The sequence below is a fragment of the Nocardia sp. NPDC051832 genome (assembly GCF_040681285.1).
Taxonomy (GTDB): domain Bacteria; phylum Actinomycetota; class Actinomycetes; order Mycobacteriales; family Mycobacteriaceae; genus Nocardia.
In genome coordinates this window covers 2017850-2032564 of the sequence record NZ_JBFAYL010000001.1, presented here as the reverse complement: position 1 = coordinate 2032564, position 14715 = coordinate 2017850, and the positions used below count along the sequence as shown (strand labels likewise).

The window sequence follows — 14715 nt, the reverse complement described above, 5'->3', positions numbered from 1 at the left end:
GACGATAGTCTCGGCACAGGTTCGGTCAAGGGCGGCCCGCACCCGGCGCGGGCGCGGGGAACGCCACCACTTGCCCGCTGGGCGCCTCGGATTCGCCGCCCCAGTGCTGGCCGACGACGTAGAGCCGCGGGTCAGGCCCCCGGCTCAACGCGCACGCGAAGGCCCCCCGGTCCAGTTCGTGGGCGGCGAGCACCTGGCCGCCTTCCGCGACCCGGACGCACCGCTGGTTACCGACGTCGGCGTACCAGACATGGCCTTCGGCGTCGAAGCAGATGCCGTCCGGATGATCACCGGGCGTCTTCGCCCACACTCGCCGGTCGCCGAGGCTGCCGTCCGCTGCGATGTCGAACGCGGTGAGCTGGTTGCCGTAGGACTCGGCGACCACCAGGGTCCCGCCATCCGGACTGATCGCCATCCCGTTGGGAAAAGCGAGGTCGTCCGCGACCTGCCGGACCGCTCCGTCCGCGCTGACGAGCGCGACGATTCCCGGCGCGAATTCCCCGCCGGGAAAATCGAATCCGATGTTGTCGACATAGGCGTTGCCGCGCGCGTCCACCACGATGTCGTTCCACGGCCGCTCGGAGATCGCGGAGAGATCCGCGTGCTCGACCAACTCCCCGGAACCCTCCCGCCGCACCAGCCTCCGCCGCGCCGAATCGACCACCAGCAACCGCCCATCGGGCAGGAAGTCGATGCACATCGGAAACGACTGGACCGTTGCGACCACCTCGTGCCGCCGATCGTCCCCGACCGCGATCACCTGCCCGGCCCCCCAATCGGAAAACCACAGCCGCCCGTCATGCCACCTCGGTGACTCTCCGAACACGATCCCTTCCAGCAAAACCTCACCTGCGGCCACGTCGGAACCACCTTTCTCGTCGATGGCAATTCAGACGGATCCCACCCCGAATACTCATCGCACCGCTGCGAATCTTGTCCGGCCCGGAAAACCCACACACCGCCCCGACCTGCGAATTCCCCCGAAATCTGCACAGTCTCACCAGCTGAACGCCCCGGCTGCTCCGTAGCGTTCAACCCAGCCCACCGAGGCGGGCGGGCCGTCCGGGCACTGGAGGAGGGGAGTGCCCGGGCGGCCGATTTGCCGAAAGTGGTTGTGCGCCAGGTCACAGTGGAATATGTTGCATCGAACAACATTCGCTCGACTCGACCGTCCGGAGCACCCGGGGCGGTCCGATGAAAGGCCCACCATGCGTAAGGGCATTCTCACCATCACCGCTGTTTCGGCCGCGCTGCTCACCTCCCTCACCGCCTGTGGCGAGGACGAGAGCAGCAAGGGTTCCGGCGCCAAGATCGGGGTGATCCTGCCGGACAGCAAGACCTCCGCCCGCTGGGAGACCGCGGACCGGAAGTATCTGCAGGAGGCGTTCGACAAGGCGGGGGTGAAAGCCGATATCCAGAATGCGCAGGGGGACAAGGGCGCATTCCAGACCATCGCCGATCAGATGATCACCAACGGCGCGAATGTTCTGCTGATCACCAACCTGGACAGCGGCACCGGCAAAGCGGTGATCCAGAAGGCCCGCTCGCAGGGCGTGACCGTGATCGACTACGACCGGCTGACCCTCGGCGGCGGCGCGGAGTATTACGTCTCCTTCGACAATGTGAAGGTCGGCAAGCTGATCGGCGAAGGCCTGGTCAAATGCCTGACCGAGAAGAACGCGCCGAAACCCACCGTGGCGTACCTCAACGGCGGCCCCACCGACAACAACGCCACCCTGTTCCGCAACGGCTACGACGGCGTGCTGAAGCCGAAGTTCGATTCCGGTGAATACACCAAGGGCCCGGATCAGGCCGTGCCGGAATGGGACAACACCGAGGCGGGCACCATCTTCGAGCAGATGCTCACCGGCACGCCGAATCTGGGCGGCGTGGCCGCGGCGAACGACGGTATGGCCAACGCCGCGATCGCGGTGCTGAAGAAGCAGAAGCTGAACGGGCAGGTCCCGGTCACCGGGCAGGACGCGACCGTGCAGGGCCTGCAGAACGTGCTGGCCGGTGATCAGTGCATGACCGTGTACAAGGCGATCAAGCAGGAAGCCGCGGCGGCCGCGGAGCTGGCGATCGCGCTGACCAAGGGCGAGAAGGGCACCACCAACGGCACGGTCGCCGATCCGGAATCGAAGAAGGATGTGCCGTCGGTGCTGCTCGAGCCCAAGCCGATCTTCAAGGCCAACGTCAAGGACGTGATCGCCGACGGCTACGTCACCAAGAGCGAACTGTGCACCGGCGAGGTCGCGAAACTCTGCGCGGACAACGGAATCTGACGCGCACCACCGGCACCAGCGCCTTCCGCGGTTTCGATGAGGGGACCGCGGAAGGCGCACTAGGAGTTTCCCGATGACAGAAACCCCGATCATCGAATTACGGGGCATAGACAAGAGTTTCGGCGCGGTACAGGTGCTGCACGATGTCGCGTTCACCGCCCGGTCGGGCGAGGTGACCGCGCTGGTCGGCGACAACGGCGCGGGCAAGTCCACCCTGGTGAAATGCATCGGCGGCACGCACCCGATCGACGCGGGCGAGTTCCGCTTCGAGGGCACGCCGGTGCACGTGCACAACCCCCGCGACGCCGCCGCCCTCGGCATCGAAATCGTCTACCAGGACCTCGCGCTGTGCGACAACCTCGACATCGTGCAGAACATGTTCCTCGGCCGGGAACGCCGCCGCGGCCTGGTCCTGGACGAGTACGGCATGGAGGAGCTGGCCGGAAAAACCCTGGCGGGCTTGTCGGTTCGCACCGTGAAGTCGGTCCGGCAGCAGGTGTCGAGCCTGTCCGGCGGCCAGCGCCAGACCGTCGCGATCGCCAAAGCCGTGCTCTGGAACAGCAAAGTCGTGATCCTGGACGAGCCGACCGCCGCGCTCGGCGTGGCCCAGACCCAGCAGGTCCTGGAATTGGTGCGCACGCTCGCCGACCGCGGTCTGGCCGTGGTCCTGATCTCACACAACATGAATGATGTTTTCGCGGTGTCGGATCGGATCGCCGCGCTGTACCTGGGCCGGATGGCCGCCCAGGTGCGCACCTCCGATGTCACCCACGCCCAAGTCGTCGAACTGATAACCGCCGGACGCAGCGGTGACCTCGGCATCAGCACGAACGGAGCCGGCCGATGAGCGTGGCGCTCACCAAAGAACCAGCCGCCGCGGCGCCGTTCAAAGACCTGGTCACCGCCTACGTCGATCGGGTCCGCAGCGGCGACATGGGCGCACTGCCCTCGGTGCTCGCGCTGGTCGTGCTGTCGGTGATCTTCTCCGTCGCGCGCCCGGTGTTCCTGACCCAGGCCAACTTCGCGAACCTGCTCACCCAGGGGGCGGCCATCGCGGTCATCGCGATGGGCTTGATCTTCGTGCTGCTGCTGGGCGAGATCGACCTGTCGGCCGGGTTCACCAGCGGGGTGTGCGCGGCGGTGCTGGCGGTACTGCTCACCGACAAGGGCTGGCCTTGGTATGTGGCCGTGCTCTTTTCGCTGCTCACCGGCGTCGCGATCGGGTTGACGCTCGGTGCGGTGGTGGTACGGATCGGCATCCCGTCCTTCGTGGTGACCCTGGCGGCTTTCCTTGCGCTGCAAGGGGTCGCGCTGAAGATCATGGACAATGGCCGCAACATCTCGATCGCCGATCCGACCATCGTGGCGATCGCCAACAAGAACGTGCCGCCGCTGCTCGGCTGGATCATGTACGCGATCCTGCTGGCTGGATTCGCGCTGATTCAATTCCGAAAGCTGCGGGCGCGCACCAAACTCGGGCTGACCGGGGAGACACTTCCGGTGATCGCCCTGCGGATCGCGGCGGTCGCGCTCGTGGTCGGCGTCGTGGTGGGTGTGCTCAACGACGAACGCAGCCGCAACCCGGCGATGAACTCCTTGCAGGGCATGCCGATCGTGGTGCCGTTGATCGCGGCGCTGCTACTGCTGTGGACTTTCGTCCTGCGCCGCACGGCATTCGGCCGTCATATCTACGCGGTCGGCGGCAACGCGGAGGCCGCCCGCCGGGCGGGCATCGCGGTGGACCGCATCAAGATCACCGCATTCGTGCTGTGCTCGACGATGGCGGCGGTCGGCGGTCTGATCGCGGCCTCGCGCGCCAACTCCGTCGACCCGAACACCGGCGGCAGCGATGTGCTGCTCACCGCCGTCGGGGCCGCGGTGATCGGCGGCACCAGTCTGTTCGGCGGCCGCGGCCGGATGCTCGACGCGGTGCTGGGCGCCGCGGTGGTCGCGGTGATCAACAACGGCATGGGGCTGATGGGCTTCAGCGCGGGCACGAAATTCGTTGTGACAGGATTCGTGCTGCTGTTGGCAGCGGGTGTGGACGCGTTGTCGCGCAAACGAGCTCAGTTGCACAGCTAGGAAAGGCCACCGATAGGCGCACGGAGAGGGGACGATCACTGTGCGAGCCGCCCCCGCGCCCGAAGAGATCCGACGGCGGAATCTCGCCGTGCTGCTGCGGCACATCCATCGCGACGGACCGATGTCGCGGGCGGTGCTGGCCGAGCGAATGGGGCTGAACCGCAGCACCATTCTGGCGCTCACCGCGGACCTGGCCGCGGCGGGCCTGGTCTCCGAGGAACTGCCCGGCCAGACCGGTAAGGCCGGGCGGCCCTCGCTGGTCGTGCGCCCGTCCGAACAGGTCTACGTGGTCGCCCTCGACGTCGGCGCGGACCGGCTCGCCGCCGGCCGCGTCGGCCTGGGCGGAGCCGTGCTCGACCACACCGAAATTCCGCGCACCAGCGGTACTTTCGATCCGGACGAGGTCATCACCACGCTGGCCGCGATGGCGCGCAGCATGATCGACCGCGCGGGCCCGGACACCCGCTGTGCCGGAGTGGGTGTCGCGTTCTGTGGCATGGTCCGCGAATCCGACGGCGTCGTCCGCTACGGCCCGAACATCGGCTGGGTCGACGTTCCGGTCGGCGCCCGGCTCTCCGCGGAGCTGGGCCTGACCGTGACGGTCGGCAACAACGCCAACCTCGGCGCGCTCGCCGAACGCGAACGCGGCGTCGGCGTCGAGGCGGAAAACCTGATCTACCTGCACGGCGATGTCGGCATCGGCGGCGGAATCATCCTGGGCGGCAATCTGATCGGCGGTGAGGGCGGCTACGGCGGCGAGGTCGGTCACATGATCGTGAACCCGGGCGGACGGCCCTGCGCCTGCGGCTCGCGCGGCTGCCTGGAGGCCGAAGCCGGCGAGCTGGCACTGATCGCGGCGGCGGGCCGCACCGACCCGCCCGGCAGGGCGGTGGTCGAGGCGATCGTGGAGGCGGCCGCACGCGGTGACGCCCGGTCCCGCGATGCCCTGCATCAGGTCGGTGACTGGCTCGGCTACGGCGTCGCCAACCTGGTCAATATCTTCAACCCCTCGATGGTCGTGTTCGGCGGCGTATTGCGCGAGGTCTACCTGGCCTCCGCCGCGCAGGTCCGCAGCCGCCTCGCGGTCGACGGCCTGCTCGCGCTCCGCGAGCGGGTCCGCCTGCGCACCTCGGCCCTGGCCGCCGACGCCACGTTGCTGGGCGCCGCCGAACTGGCGTTCACCGACCTGCTGACCGATCCGCTGCGGTCACCGGGCCAGTAGCGTCGGCGGCGCGCGTGCGTCGCGTCATCAACCAGCCCGCTGCCAGCGCCAGCGGCAACATGTTCACCCCGTAGACCCCGGCCGGCACCGCCATCCGCACATCGTCGAGCAGGCTGATCGCGATGGTCATCGCCAGCGTGCTGTTGTGGATGCCGACCTCCATCGAACACGCGATGGCCTGTGCGTGCCGCACCCCCGCCACCTTCGGCACCCAGTACCCGATGGCCAGGCTCGCGATCGCGAACAACAGCATGACCACGCCGACCTGCAGCAGGTAGTCGAGGATATTGGCGCGCTCGGCGAAGACCGCGGCGAGGGTGATCAACGCCAGGAACGCGATCGACCCGATCCGCACCGGCCGGTCCATCGCCCGCGCGAACCCCGGCGCCCACCGCCGCGTCAGCATGCCCGCGACCACCGGCACCAGCACGATCAGGAACACCTGGAGCACCTTGCCGAATTGCAGACCCAGGCCGCCCCCGCCGTCAGGCGCGAAATGCGCCAGCGCGAAGTTGGTGACCAACGGCAAAGTCACCACCGCGATCACCGAATTCACCGCCGTCAGCGTCACATTCAACGCGACATCGCCGTGGAATAGATGGCTGAGCAGATTGGCCGTGGCGCCGCCGGGGGAGGCGGCCAGCAACATGACGCCCACGGCCAGTTGCGGGGCCAGATCGAGCAGCAGCACCAAACCGAAGGCGATCGCGGGCAGCACCACGATTTGGCAGCTCAGCGCCACCACCACGGCTTTCGGATACTGCACGACGCGGGCGAAATCGGCGACCGTCAGAGCCAGGCCGAGCCCGAACATGATGAGCGCCAGCGCAATCGGGAGCGCCACGGTGACCTGCCAGCCGTCCATGCGTCACCTCGCGGAGTCGAACGTGTCAACCACAGTAGCGGGTGTCTCGGACGTTACCGTTGTTCACACGAATATGGCTGCACCGGAACGTGTTTCACCACAGGAATCGGCACCAAGATCAGCGGCGGGAACGATACACTCATTTGCAGGTCAGTTCTCCTGCGAATTATCGAATTGGCCTCGAGCGCAAGAATGTTAGACCGGGAGGCCTCGCCTCCCCCGGGCAGCAACCGGAGGTGCAAGATGATCGACAACACGTATTCAGACGCGGGAGACACCACCGATCCTCAGCAGCACCCAACCGGCAATCGCATGTGGACCGTCTCGGCGGTCGTCGTGCGCGACGAGGATTCCAGGCCGTGGAGCGGTGTCGTCGCCGCCGCGCATCTCGGCGACGCGGCCGAGCAGCTCTGTGAATACCTACCCGAGCCCAATGACGAAGGCGACTACTACCTTGTGGCGCAACAGGTTCCGCTGATCGGGCGGGGCCAGCGGGCCGCCGCCATGCCGCGCCCGACCTGGGTCAGCCCGATCCGCCGCGACGACGACACCGGTGTGAAGACCTACGGCCGCTGGATCGTCGCCGACCAGCTACCCGGCTTCCGCAAAGCCGGCCAGCGCAGCGCGAGCTAAGCCCGCCGCCGGTGCTCCGCCACATGAACGCGGTTGGAGCACCGGGTGGTGCAGAACCGCCGCCGCCCATTGCGTGAGGTATCCACGAACACCATCGCGCACCCCGCCCGGGCGCACCGTCCGATCCGTTCCGGCGCTTCGCAGAACAGTTCCGCCAGCCCCATCGCCGTGTACGCCTTGACCCGTTCCACCGTCGGCAGGTCGATGCGCGAGAAGTGCAGGTGCGGCGCCCGCCCGTCGTGGGTGGAGATGTAGGGCTCGCTGGTGGTCTCGGCCAGCAATTCGTTGAGCAGTCGCACCGACGGCGCGCGGAACGCCGCGTCGAGTCTGCGGATCCATCCGCGCAATTCGCCCACCTGCCGCGCGTCCAGTGAGCCCAGCGGTTTGTAGTCGGCGTCGTCGAGCAACTGCTGCAGGTCGGTCGCCGCGGTCGAATTCACCAGGCTGGCGGCCAATTCCGCGGCCGCGCCGCCGTAAGGGTTGAAATGCACTGAACCATTACATCAGGCTGGGCACATGGATACCAGCTGCCCCACTTGCCACTGGCCCTCGCCCACCCTCGTCTCGGCGCACGGCACCACCCGCTACCTGCGCTGCGTCTGCGGGCAATGGCTGATCAGCGAACACGCCGCGGTCGTCGCGACCGCCGGCGCCAGCGACTTCCTGCTGGCCGAAGTGGACTAGCGGTGCCGGGCCTGCGTACCGCCGCCGGCGGCCTTGTCCCGGTACATCGCGGTGTCGACGGTGTGCATGAGGCCGTCGATGTCGCGGGGCTTCTCCTCGGCGAACACCGTGCCGATGCTGGCGCCCACGGTCACCGGCTGCCCGGCCACTTCGATCGGCGCGGCCAGCGCCACCCGGATCCGCCCCGAGATCGCCGACAGCTGGTGCTCGCCTTCGCACCTGTCCACCAGCACGATGAACTCGTCGCCGCCGATGCGGGCCGCGAGCCCGCCGACCGGCTCGACGGCCGCGCGCAGCCGATGCGCGACATCGCGCAGCACCCGGTCACCGACGGTGTGCCCCCAGCGGTCGTTGATCTCCTTGAACCCGTCCAGGTCCAGGTAGCAAACCCCCAGAGGCGCGGTCGCGTTCGCGAGCCGCTCGAAGAACAGCACCCGGTTCGGCAGGCCGGTGAGGTTGTCGTGATTGGCGTCGTGCCAGAGCTGGTTGGCCAGCTGCTGCCGCTCGGTGACATCGACGGCGACGCCGATCAGGAACCTGATCTGGCCGCTGGTGTCGCGCACCGCCGACATCGATAAGTCGATGTAGGCGAAACCCCCGTCGGGGCGTACATGTTCGGTTTCCAGCCGGAACCGGTCGATCCGCCCGGACAACATCAGCTGCATCTGCTCGAAGGCGTAGCCGATATTGTCCGGGCCGAGTAGTTCCGCCACCGAATGCCCTGGCATGAGATCGACTGGTAGACCGAGCATTTCGGCGAACGCGCGGTTGACGTCGAGCACCTGGCCCATGGTGTCCAGGGTGCCGATGCCGACTGAGGCGCCCTCGAACACGGCCTGAAACCTGGCTTCGGACAGTTGTCTTCGCGCCTCGGCCTCCTGGGCCGCGGCCAGCGCCGCCGCCAGGGTGGTTTCCTGCTCGCCGAGCGCGGCGGCGCGCAGCGCGGCGGTGAAGCCCGCCGCGAACTCGGACGCGACGGTGATGGCGCGTTCGCGGACCCGTTCGTAGTCGGGACCGGTACGGCCCGGGCAGATCTCGGCGACCATGTCCCGGCAGATGATGCCGATGGTCCGGCTCACCGCGACCGGATCGCGGTAGTTCGCCGCCACCAGCACGGCGGCGGCGTCGTAGGCGACCTGCGCGGCGGCTTCCTCGCGCAGCGTGGCGAGCAGGACTTCGGCCAATTCGGCGAGCAGGACTTCGATCTGGCCGCGGGTGAGGGTGGGGGCGACTACGCCGTCGAGCGCGTCGGCCCAGCGCACCGCCAGCTCACCCACTCCAACTCACCGTCCCCCTGCTCCTAGAGCAGTTTTCAGTTCTTCCGGCCGACGCCCGCCAAGCCCAGCGATCGGCCGGGTGCCTCGTGCTGGTCGCGCTCGGATTCCGGCCGCCAGGCGGGCAGCTCGACGACGCCGGGTTCGACCAGGTCCCACCCGTCGAACATAGTCTCGATACCCGCGCGGTTGCGGAAGTGGATGCCGATTCGATTCTGATTTGCCGCGTTTTCGCCCAGCTGGGCGGCATCTTCGGGCCGCAGCTCGGAGGTCAGATGCGAAATCGCGACATAGCTGCCCGCCGGAACAACGGCGCGTAACGCGGCGACCTTCTCGCGGGGCTGGTCGTCGTCGGCGACCAGGTGCAGCACGGCCACCAGCAGCAGACCCACCGGCTGCTCGAAATCGATCAGACCCGCCTGGCGGACCTGGTCGAGCAGCGGCTCGGCCTTGCGCAGGTCGGCTTCGGTGGCGGTAGCGCGGTCATTGCCCAGCAGAATGGCATTGGCGTGCGCGACCGCGACCGGATCGATGTCCACGTAGTGCACGCGGATCTCCGGGTCGATGCTCTGCGCGACCTCGTGCACGTTGCCCGCGGTCGGGATGCCCGAGCCGATGTCGAGGAACTGCTTGATTCCGGCGTCGGCCATGAAACGCACGGCCCGGCGCAGGAAGGCCCGGTTGCTCAGCGCCACTCGCGGCAGGTCGGGGACCAGTTGCTTGCCCATCTCGGCAGCCTGACGGTCGATCTCGAAGTTGTGCGAGCCGCCCAGTAGCGCGTCGTACATGCGTGCCGGGCTCGCCTGCTGCATATCGACACCCTCGGGAGCCCACGCCGGCCTATCCATTTCAACCCCTTACGACCTCAGCTGAATGCCCCGGAAGGCAATGCCCGAATAGTAGCCGGGTGAGTGAATCCCGGTGTATCGCAGAAGATCACGATTGCGCAGCCGGCAACCTCTGAGACAGTTGCCCGAAGTCACAGATGCAGACATGCGCATGCTTGCACTCTGAGCTAGGCTGTGGCGCGGAAGCCATACACACGAAACGAGGGCGCTGGGCAATGGGTGGAGATCACTGCGGGTCGGAGCAGCCGGAGGCGACGGCCGTCATCGTGCCGCCGTCGACCCATAATCACAGCAAAGGCGCAGATCACGGGCATAGTCACGATCACGGCGTGTCCGCCGACGCGGATCGGCGCTGGCTCGGTATCGCGCTCGCGCTGATCGCCACGTTCATGGCGGCCGAGGTGATCGTCGGCATCCTCGCGCACTCGCTGGCCCTGATCTCCGATGCCGCGCACATGCTCACCGACGCCGCCTCGATCGTGCTCGCGCTCATCGCGATCCGGCTGGCCAAGCGTCCCGCCGGCGGCAAGTACACCTACGGCTACAAGCGCGCGGAGATCTTGTCCGCGCAGGCCAACGGCATCACGCTGCTGCTGCTGGCGGTCTGGTTCGTCTACGAGGGCATCCAGCGGTTGATCGATCCGCCCGATGTCGAGGGCCCGCTGGTGCTGATCACCGCGCTGTTCGGAATCGTGGTGAATATCATCGCGGCCTGGTGCATCAGCAAGGCCAACCGCACCAGTCTCAATGTCGAAGGCGCGTTCCAGCACATCCTCAACGACTTGTACGCGTTCATCGGCACGGCCATCGCCGGCGCGGTGGTCTGGCTGGCGGGCTGGCCGCGCGCCGACGCCATCGCCGCGCTCGTCGTCGCCGCCCTGATGCTCAAGGCCGGCTGGGGCCTGGTGCGCGAATCCGGCCGCATCTTCCTCGAAGCCGCCCCCGCCCACCTCGACCCCGACACCATCGGCACCCGCCTGGTCGCCATCCCCCAGGTAGCCGAAATCCACGACCTCCATGTCTGGGTGATCACTTCCGGCCAGCCCTCGCTCTCCGCCCACGTCCTGGTCGACGACGGCGCCGACTGCCACGCCCTCCGCTCCGCCATCGAATCGGTCCTGCACGACGAATTCGACCTGGAACACACCACCTTGCAGGTCGACCACGTAGGCGAAGCCGCCCTCCCCGCCGACGACCTGCACTGCGCCGACTCCCACGGCCCGGTCCACCGCTCCTGAGCCGCCGGATCGGTTGCCGCCTATGCGAATTGGACGGTAGCGTCAGCCGGTCCGCCGTGATCCAACGGTCATGGCGAAAAGGCCGGCAGGGGTGGGTGACAGATCAGATGACCGAAGACGATGCGGATGGCCCGTTGATTCGTGCGGCGTATCGGCAGGCCGAGGCTATCGATGCGGAACCCGGGCGTAGTAGCGCCTCGGCGAAGGTCCGCCTGGTGGCGTGGGCGGCCGGGGCGATGGCCGAAGGATATTTGCGGTCCAGGTTGTTTGTCGGGGGCATGCTCTTCTCGATCGTCGTTGTGGTGATGGGTGTGGCCTCCGATAGCTCGGTGTGGAAAGCCGGTTACATCACGGTCGGTCTGCTCGGGGTGTCGTTGCTGATCGGCACCTGGACGCGCCCGGTGTCCTTCGGGCGGCAGTGGGCGGTCGGCGTCGGAGTCTTCGGCGTTGATGTGATCTTGCTCGCGACTTCGAGCTCGACGGTGCTGTAAGTCTTCAGGCGTCCTGGGTGGGGCTCAGGCGGGCGCCGACCGCGGGCAGGCGGTTGATCATGTCGATCGCGTAGTCGGCGAGCAGGTCGATGAGGGTGGGCTGGTCGACGGGGAGGTGGCCGTCGATCCAGGTGAGGACGAGTTCGGCGGCGCCGCCGGAGATGAGCTGGGCGACGGTGGCGACGGCGGTGTCCTGGCCTTCGGGGAGGTCCAGGACGAGGCGGGTTTGTTCGATGATGACCTCGGAGACGCGGTGCATGCCCGCGAAGCGGGTGCGCATCAGGGCTTCGTTGCCGTAGGCCTGGGCGAAGACCAGTTTCGCGCGGCGGGGGTCGTCGGTCAGGTCGGTGATGAGGGCGGCGACGCCGGCGCGAATTCGATGGGCGGGCGCACCCGGGGTGTCGGCGACGGCGGTGCGGGCGCGAGTCAAGGCCGAATCCTGGATCTCCACCAGTAGTTCCGCGGCGAGGGCGTCGAGATCGGGGAAGGCCTCGTAGAAGAAGCGCGGGCCGACGCGCGCCTGTTCGCACAGCCCGCGGACGGTCAGGGCGGACAGGCCCTGGGCGCCGATGATCTCGAGCGCGGCGTCGAGGAGGCGCCGACGCCGATCCTCGCGGCGCTCCTCGGTGGAGGTGCCGCGGTAGGTGCCGGTGAAAGCTCTGCTCACCCTGCCCAGCTTGGCACGGACCAAGTTGGGAAACAACTGTTTACGGAAACCTCCGTTTCCGATATGGTCGAGTGACTCGCATCACACGAAGGGTGCTGCTCATGAGTCTTCTCGCGCCGCCGGCAATCAACGACGTTTCCGGAGCAGTGCGCCAGGTCAGAGCACGCGTGGCGGGGGAGGTGCAGCGGGTCGGCGCCCGCTGGACCGAACGGTATCCGGATACCGCGCGCCCGTTGGCCGTACCGCCGCCCGGCAGCGGATTACGCCCGGTCATGGGCAATTTCGGCCCGCCCGGCATCGGGTACACACTCAGCACACTGGCCGACCCGATCCCCTTTGCCCGCAAGCGCTTCGAGAGATTCGGCCCGATCCAGTGGTTCGGGATCCTGGGCCGCCCTGTGGTTTCCGTCGGTAGTCCGGCGGCGCTGGAAGCGGTGCTGCTGGACCGCGGCAAGGTGTTCTCCGCCCAGCGCGGCTGGGAGTTCTTGATCGGCCCCTTCTTTCACGGCGGACTACTGCTCCGCGATTTCGACGAGCATCTGTTCCATCGCCGGATCATGCAGCAGGCGTTCACCCGGCCGCGGCTGGTCGGCTACTTGGACCTGACCACTCCCCGCATCGCGCAGGGCGTCGCGGCCTGGGAGCCGAGCCGGAACTTCCACGCCTACAGCGCGATCAAGCGACTACTGCTCGAGCAGGCCACCGCGGTATTCGCCGGAGCCCAGCTCGGACCGGAGGGCGCCCGCCTGGCCCGCGCCTTCGAGGACGCGGTCGCGGGCGGCAAAGCCCTTGTCCGGGCCAATGTTCCGGGCGGCGTATGGTCCCGCGGACTACGCGGGCGCCGCGTGCTCGCCGACTACTTCCGGCGTGAACTGCCCGCCAAACGCGCGGGCTCCGGTAACGACCTGTTCAGCGTGCTCAGCGGCGCGACCACCGAGGAAGGCCACACCTTCACCGACGACGAGGTGGTCGAGCACATGATCTTCGTGATGATGGCCGCCCACGACACCAGCACCATCGCCGCCTCGATGCTGATGTACGAGCTCGGCCGGCACCCGGAGTGGCAGGACCGATTGCGCGCCGAATCCGTCGCGCTGGGCAAAGATTCGCTCGCCTACGAAGACCTGGATCGACTACCCGCCCTGGACCTGGCGTTCCGCGAGGTGCTGCGGCTCTACGCACCGGTGGCGCAGCAGGCCCGGGAAACCATCGCCGATACCGATCTCCTGGATTACTTCCTGCCGCGGGGCACACTGATTATGTGCAGCCCCTACGCGATGATGCACACCGACGAATACTGGCCGGCGGCCCACGTTTTCGACCCGGAGCGCTTCGCCCCCGACCGCCGCGAGGACAAATCGCACCGCTTCACGTGGGCCCCGTTCGGCGGTGGCGCGCACAAGTGCATCGGCCTCTACTTCGGCGGAATGACCGTGAAAGCCGTGCTGCACCAGGTACTTCTGCGATACCGGTGGAGCGTGCCCGCGGACTATCGGGTGCCGCTGGTGGCGGGCACCGGCCCGACGCCGGCCGACGGGTTGCCGATCCGGTTGGAGCGCCGGTGAGGATCGTGGCCGACCGCGCCCGCTGCGCGGGGCACGGCATGTGTGAAGCCGTGGCGCCCACGCTTTTTCAGGTCGGCGCCGACGGCATCACCGAGCCGCTGGTCGACACTGTCGACGAGGCGGATAAGCAACTGGTCGCGCTCGCGGTCGACAGCTGCCCGGTGCAGGCCCTGCGCCTCGAACCCTGAGCAAGGCGCTACTCGCGTTCTGCTCGCGGAGCGCTGACCTGGGGTTCCTGAAAGAAATTGAGCACCAGCCGGGTGATGTCGGCGAGAAACCGCTCGCGGGTGATCGGCGGATCGTCGAGCACATAGCGGGTGCTGAGATGTTCCACCGTGCGCACCAGCATCCAGGAGGCGGCGTCGAAATCCAGGTCCTCGGGCAGCAGATGCCGCCGCATGACGAGCGCGGCGCGCGCGAGCTCACCGATCTGCTGTTCGAACGCGAACACCGCGTTGCTGGTGCTCAACCGCGGTGTCTGCTCCAGCACGGCGCGCAGCAGCGCCGGATGCTCCCCGAGTGCGTCCAGTAACACCGAAATCGCCTCGGGGATACCGATTTCCGGCGGTGCGCTCAGGTTGGCCAGCGCGTGCCGCAGCACCCGGGTCGCGACCTCCTCGTTGTACCGCTCGATGACGGCGCTGACGATCGCGTCCTTATTGGGAAAGTACTGGTAGAGCGACCCGGGGCTGATCTCCGCCGCGTCGGCGATCCGATTGGTGGACGCCCCCTCGTAGCCGTGCGCGATCAGCACCTGCTGACCCGCGTCGACGATCCGCGCCACCATCGCCCGCGAACGGGCCTGGCGCGGAGCCTTTCTCGGCGCGACCCGGCGTCTAGGCGGCATGGACGGCAAACGCG

Annotated in this window: 17 protein-coding genes; 10 read left to right on the top strand and 7 right to left on the bottom strand. The window is 67.8% G+C overall.

Annotated elements, in window-relative coordinates:
* Positions 1–25: 25 nt before the first annotated feature.
* Positions 26–859, bottom strand: a complete 834-nt coding sequence (locus AB0M14_RS09050) for an SMP-30/gluconolactonase/LRE family protein (RefSeq protein ID WP_364990830.1) — start codon at positions 857–859, stop codon at positions 26–28.
* A 349-nt stretch (positions 860–1208) separates the two neighbouring features.
* On the opposite strand from AB0M14_RS09050, the gene AB0M14_RS09045 reads away from it, so the two are divergent.
* From AB0M14_RS09045 to AB0M14_RS09030, 4 genes are all read left to right on the top strand, one after another.
* Complete coding sequence (locus tag AB0M14_RS09045) at positions 1209–2285, top strand: substrate-binding domain-containing protein (RefSeq protein ID WP_364990827.1); 1077 nt, start codon at positions 1209–1211, stop codon at positions 2283–2285.
* Between the two features lie 73 nt (positions 2286–2358).
* Positions 2359–3132 carry an ATP-binding cassette domain-containing protein gene (locus AB0M14_RS09040; protein WP_364990825.1) on the top strand — a complete coding sequence of 258 codons (774 nt, stop codon included), beginning with the start codon at positions 2359–2361 and terminating at the stop codon, positions 3130–3132.
* Positions 3129–4367: an ABC transporter permease gene (locus AB0M14_RS09035; protein WP_364990822.1), complete on the top strand. Its 1239-nt coding sequence runs from the start codon at positions 3129–3131 to the stop codon at positions 4365–4367. Before AB0M14_RS09040 ends, AB0M14_RS09035 begins: the two co-directional genes overlap by 4 nt.
* Positions 4368–4407: 40 nt before the next feature.
* Positions 4408–5589 carry an ROK family protein gene (locus AB0M14_RS09030; RefSeq protein ID WP_364990820.1) on the top strand — a complete coding sequence of 394 codons (1182 nt, stop codon included), beginning with the start codon at positions 4408–4410 and terminating at the stop codon, positions 5587–5589.
* Here AB0M14_RS09030 and AB0M14_RS09025 read toward each other — a convergent pair.
* Positions 5546–6454 carry a bile acid:sodium symporter family protein gene (locus tag AB0M14_RS09025; protein WP_364990817.1) on the bottom strand — a complete coding sequence of 303 codons (909 nt, stop codon included), beginning with the start codon at positions 6452–6454 and terminating at the stop codon, positions 5546–5548. The two genes, AB0M14_RS09030 and AB0M14_RS09025, sit on opposite strands and share 44 nt — an antisense overlap.
* Before the next feature lie 243 nt (positions 6455–6697).
* On the opposite strand from AB0M14_RS09025, the gene AB0M14_RS09020 reads away from it, so the two are divergent.
* Entirely contained in the window at positions 6698–7087 is a 390-nt protein-coding gene (locus tag AB0M14_RS09020) for a hypothetical protein (protein WP_364990814.1), read from the top strand.
* On the opposite strand, the gene AB0M14_RS09015 is transcribed toward AB0M14_RS09020, so the two are convergent.
* The gene (locus AB0M14_RS09015; protein ID WP_364990811.1) at positions 7084–7578 is read right to left on the bottom strand and encodes a CGNR zinc finger domain-containing protein; all 495 of its coding nucleotides are present in this window, start codon (positions 7576–7578) and stop codon (positions 7084–7086) included. The genes AB0M14_RS09020 and AB0M14_RS09015 overlap by 4 nt on opposite strands.
* Positions 7579–7603: 25 nt before the next feature.
* Between AB0M14_RS09015 and AB0M14_RS09010 the strand changes: the two genes are divergently transcribed.
* Positions 7604–7771 (top strand): hypothetical protein, encoded by a 168-nt coding sequence (locus AB0M14_RS09010; protein ID WP_364990809.1) that lies wholly within the window; start codon positions 7604–7606, stop codon positions 7769–7771.
* On the opposite strand, the gene AB0M14_RS09005 is transcribed toward AB0M14_RS09010, so the two are convergent.
* Both AB0M14_RS09005 and AB0M14_RS09000 read right to left on the bottom strand, forming a co-directional pair.
* Positions 7768–9048, bottom strand: a complete 1281-nt coding sequence (locus AB0M14_RS09005; RefSeq protein ID WP_364990806.1) for a sensor domain-containing diguanylate cyclase — start codon at positions 9046–9048, stop codon at positions 7768–7770. The genes AB0M14_RS09010 and AB0M14_RS09005 overlap by 4 nt on opposite strands.
* A gap of 35 nt (positions 9049–9083) precedes the next feature.
* Positions 9084–9893, bottom strand: coding sequence for an SAM-dependent methyltransferase (locus AB0M14_RS09000; RefSeq protein ID WP_364990803.1), 810 nt, complete (start codon positions 9891–9893; stop codon positions 9084–9086).
* Between the two features lie 329 nt (positions 9894–10222).
* Here AB0M14_RS09000 and AB0M14_RS08995 point away from each other — a divergent pair, with 329 nt between their 5' ends.
* A complete protein-coding gene (locus tag AB0M14_RS08995; protein WP_364990799.1) occupies positions 10223–11131 on the top strand; it encodes a cation diffusion facilitator family transporter in 909 nt (302 codons plus the stop codon).
* 107 nt (positions 11132–11238) lie between these two features.
* Positions 11239–11622 (top strand): hypothetical protein, encoded by a 384-nt coding sequence (locus AB0M14_RS08990; RefSeq protein ID WP_364990796.1) that lies wholly within the window; start codon positions 11239–11241, stop codon positions 11620–11622.
* Between the two features lie 4 nt (positions 11623–11626).
* Here AB0M14_RS08990 and AB0M14_RS08985 read toward each other — a convergent pair whose 3' ends face one another.
* Positions 11627–12289, bottom strand: coding sequence for a TetR/AcrR family transcriptional regulator (locus AB0M14_RS08985; RefSeq protein WP_364990793.1), 663 nt, complete (start codon positions 12287–12289; stop codon positions 11627–11629).
* Positions 12290–12390: 101 nt separating this feature from the next.
* Between AB0M14_RS08985 and AB0M14_RS08980 the strand changes: the two genes are divergently transcribed.
* Together AB0M14_RS08980 and AB0M14_RS08975 are read left to right on the top strand one after the other, a co-directional pair.
* Positions 12391–13854 carry a cytochrome P450 gene (locus AB0M14_RS08980; RefSeq protein WP_364990790.1) on the top strand — a complete coding sequence of 488 codons (1464 nt, stop codon included), beginning with the start codon at positions 12391–12393 and terminating at the stop codon, positions 13852–13854.
* Positions 13851–14042 (top strand): ferredoxin, encoded by a 192-nt coding sequence (locus AB0M14_RS08975; protein WP_364990788.1) that lies wholly within the window; start codon positions 13851–13853, stop codon positions 14040–14042. Before AB0M14_RS08980 ends, AB0M14_RS08975 begins: the two co-directional genes overlap by 4 nt.
* 8 nt (positions 14043–14050) lie before the next feature.
* On the opposite strand, the gene AB0M14_RS08970 is transcribed toward AB0M14_RS08975, so the two are convergent.
* Complete coding sequence (locus AB0M14_RS08970) at positions 14051–14701, bottom strand: TetR/AcrR family transcriptional regulator (RefSeq protein WP_364990785.1); 651 nt, start codon at positions 14699–14701, stop codon at positions 14051–14053.
* Between the last annotated feature and the right edge of the window lie 14 nt (positions 14702–14715).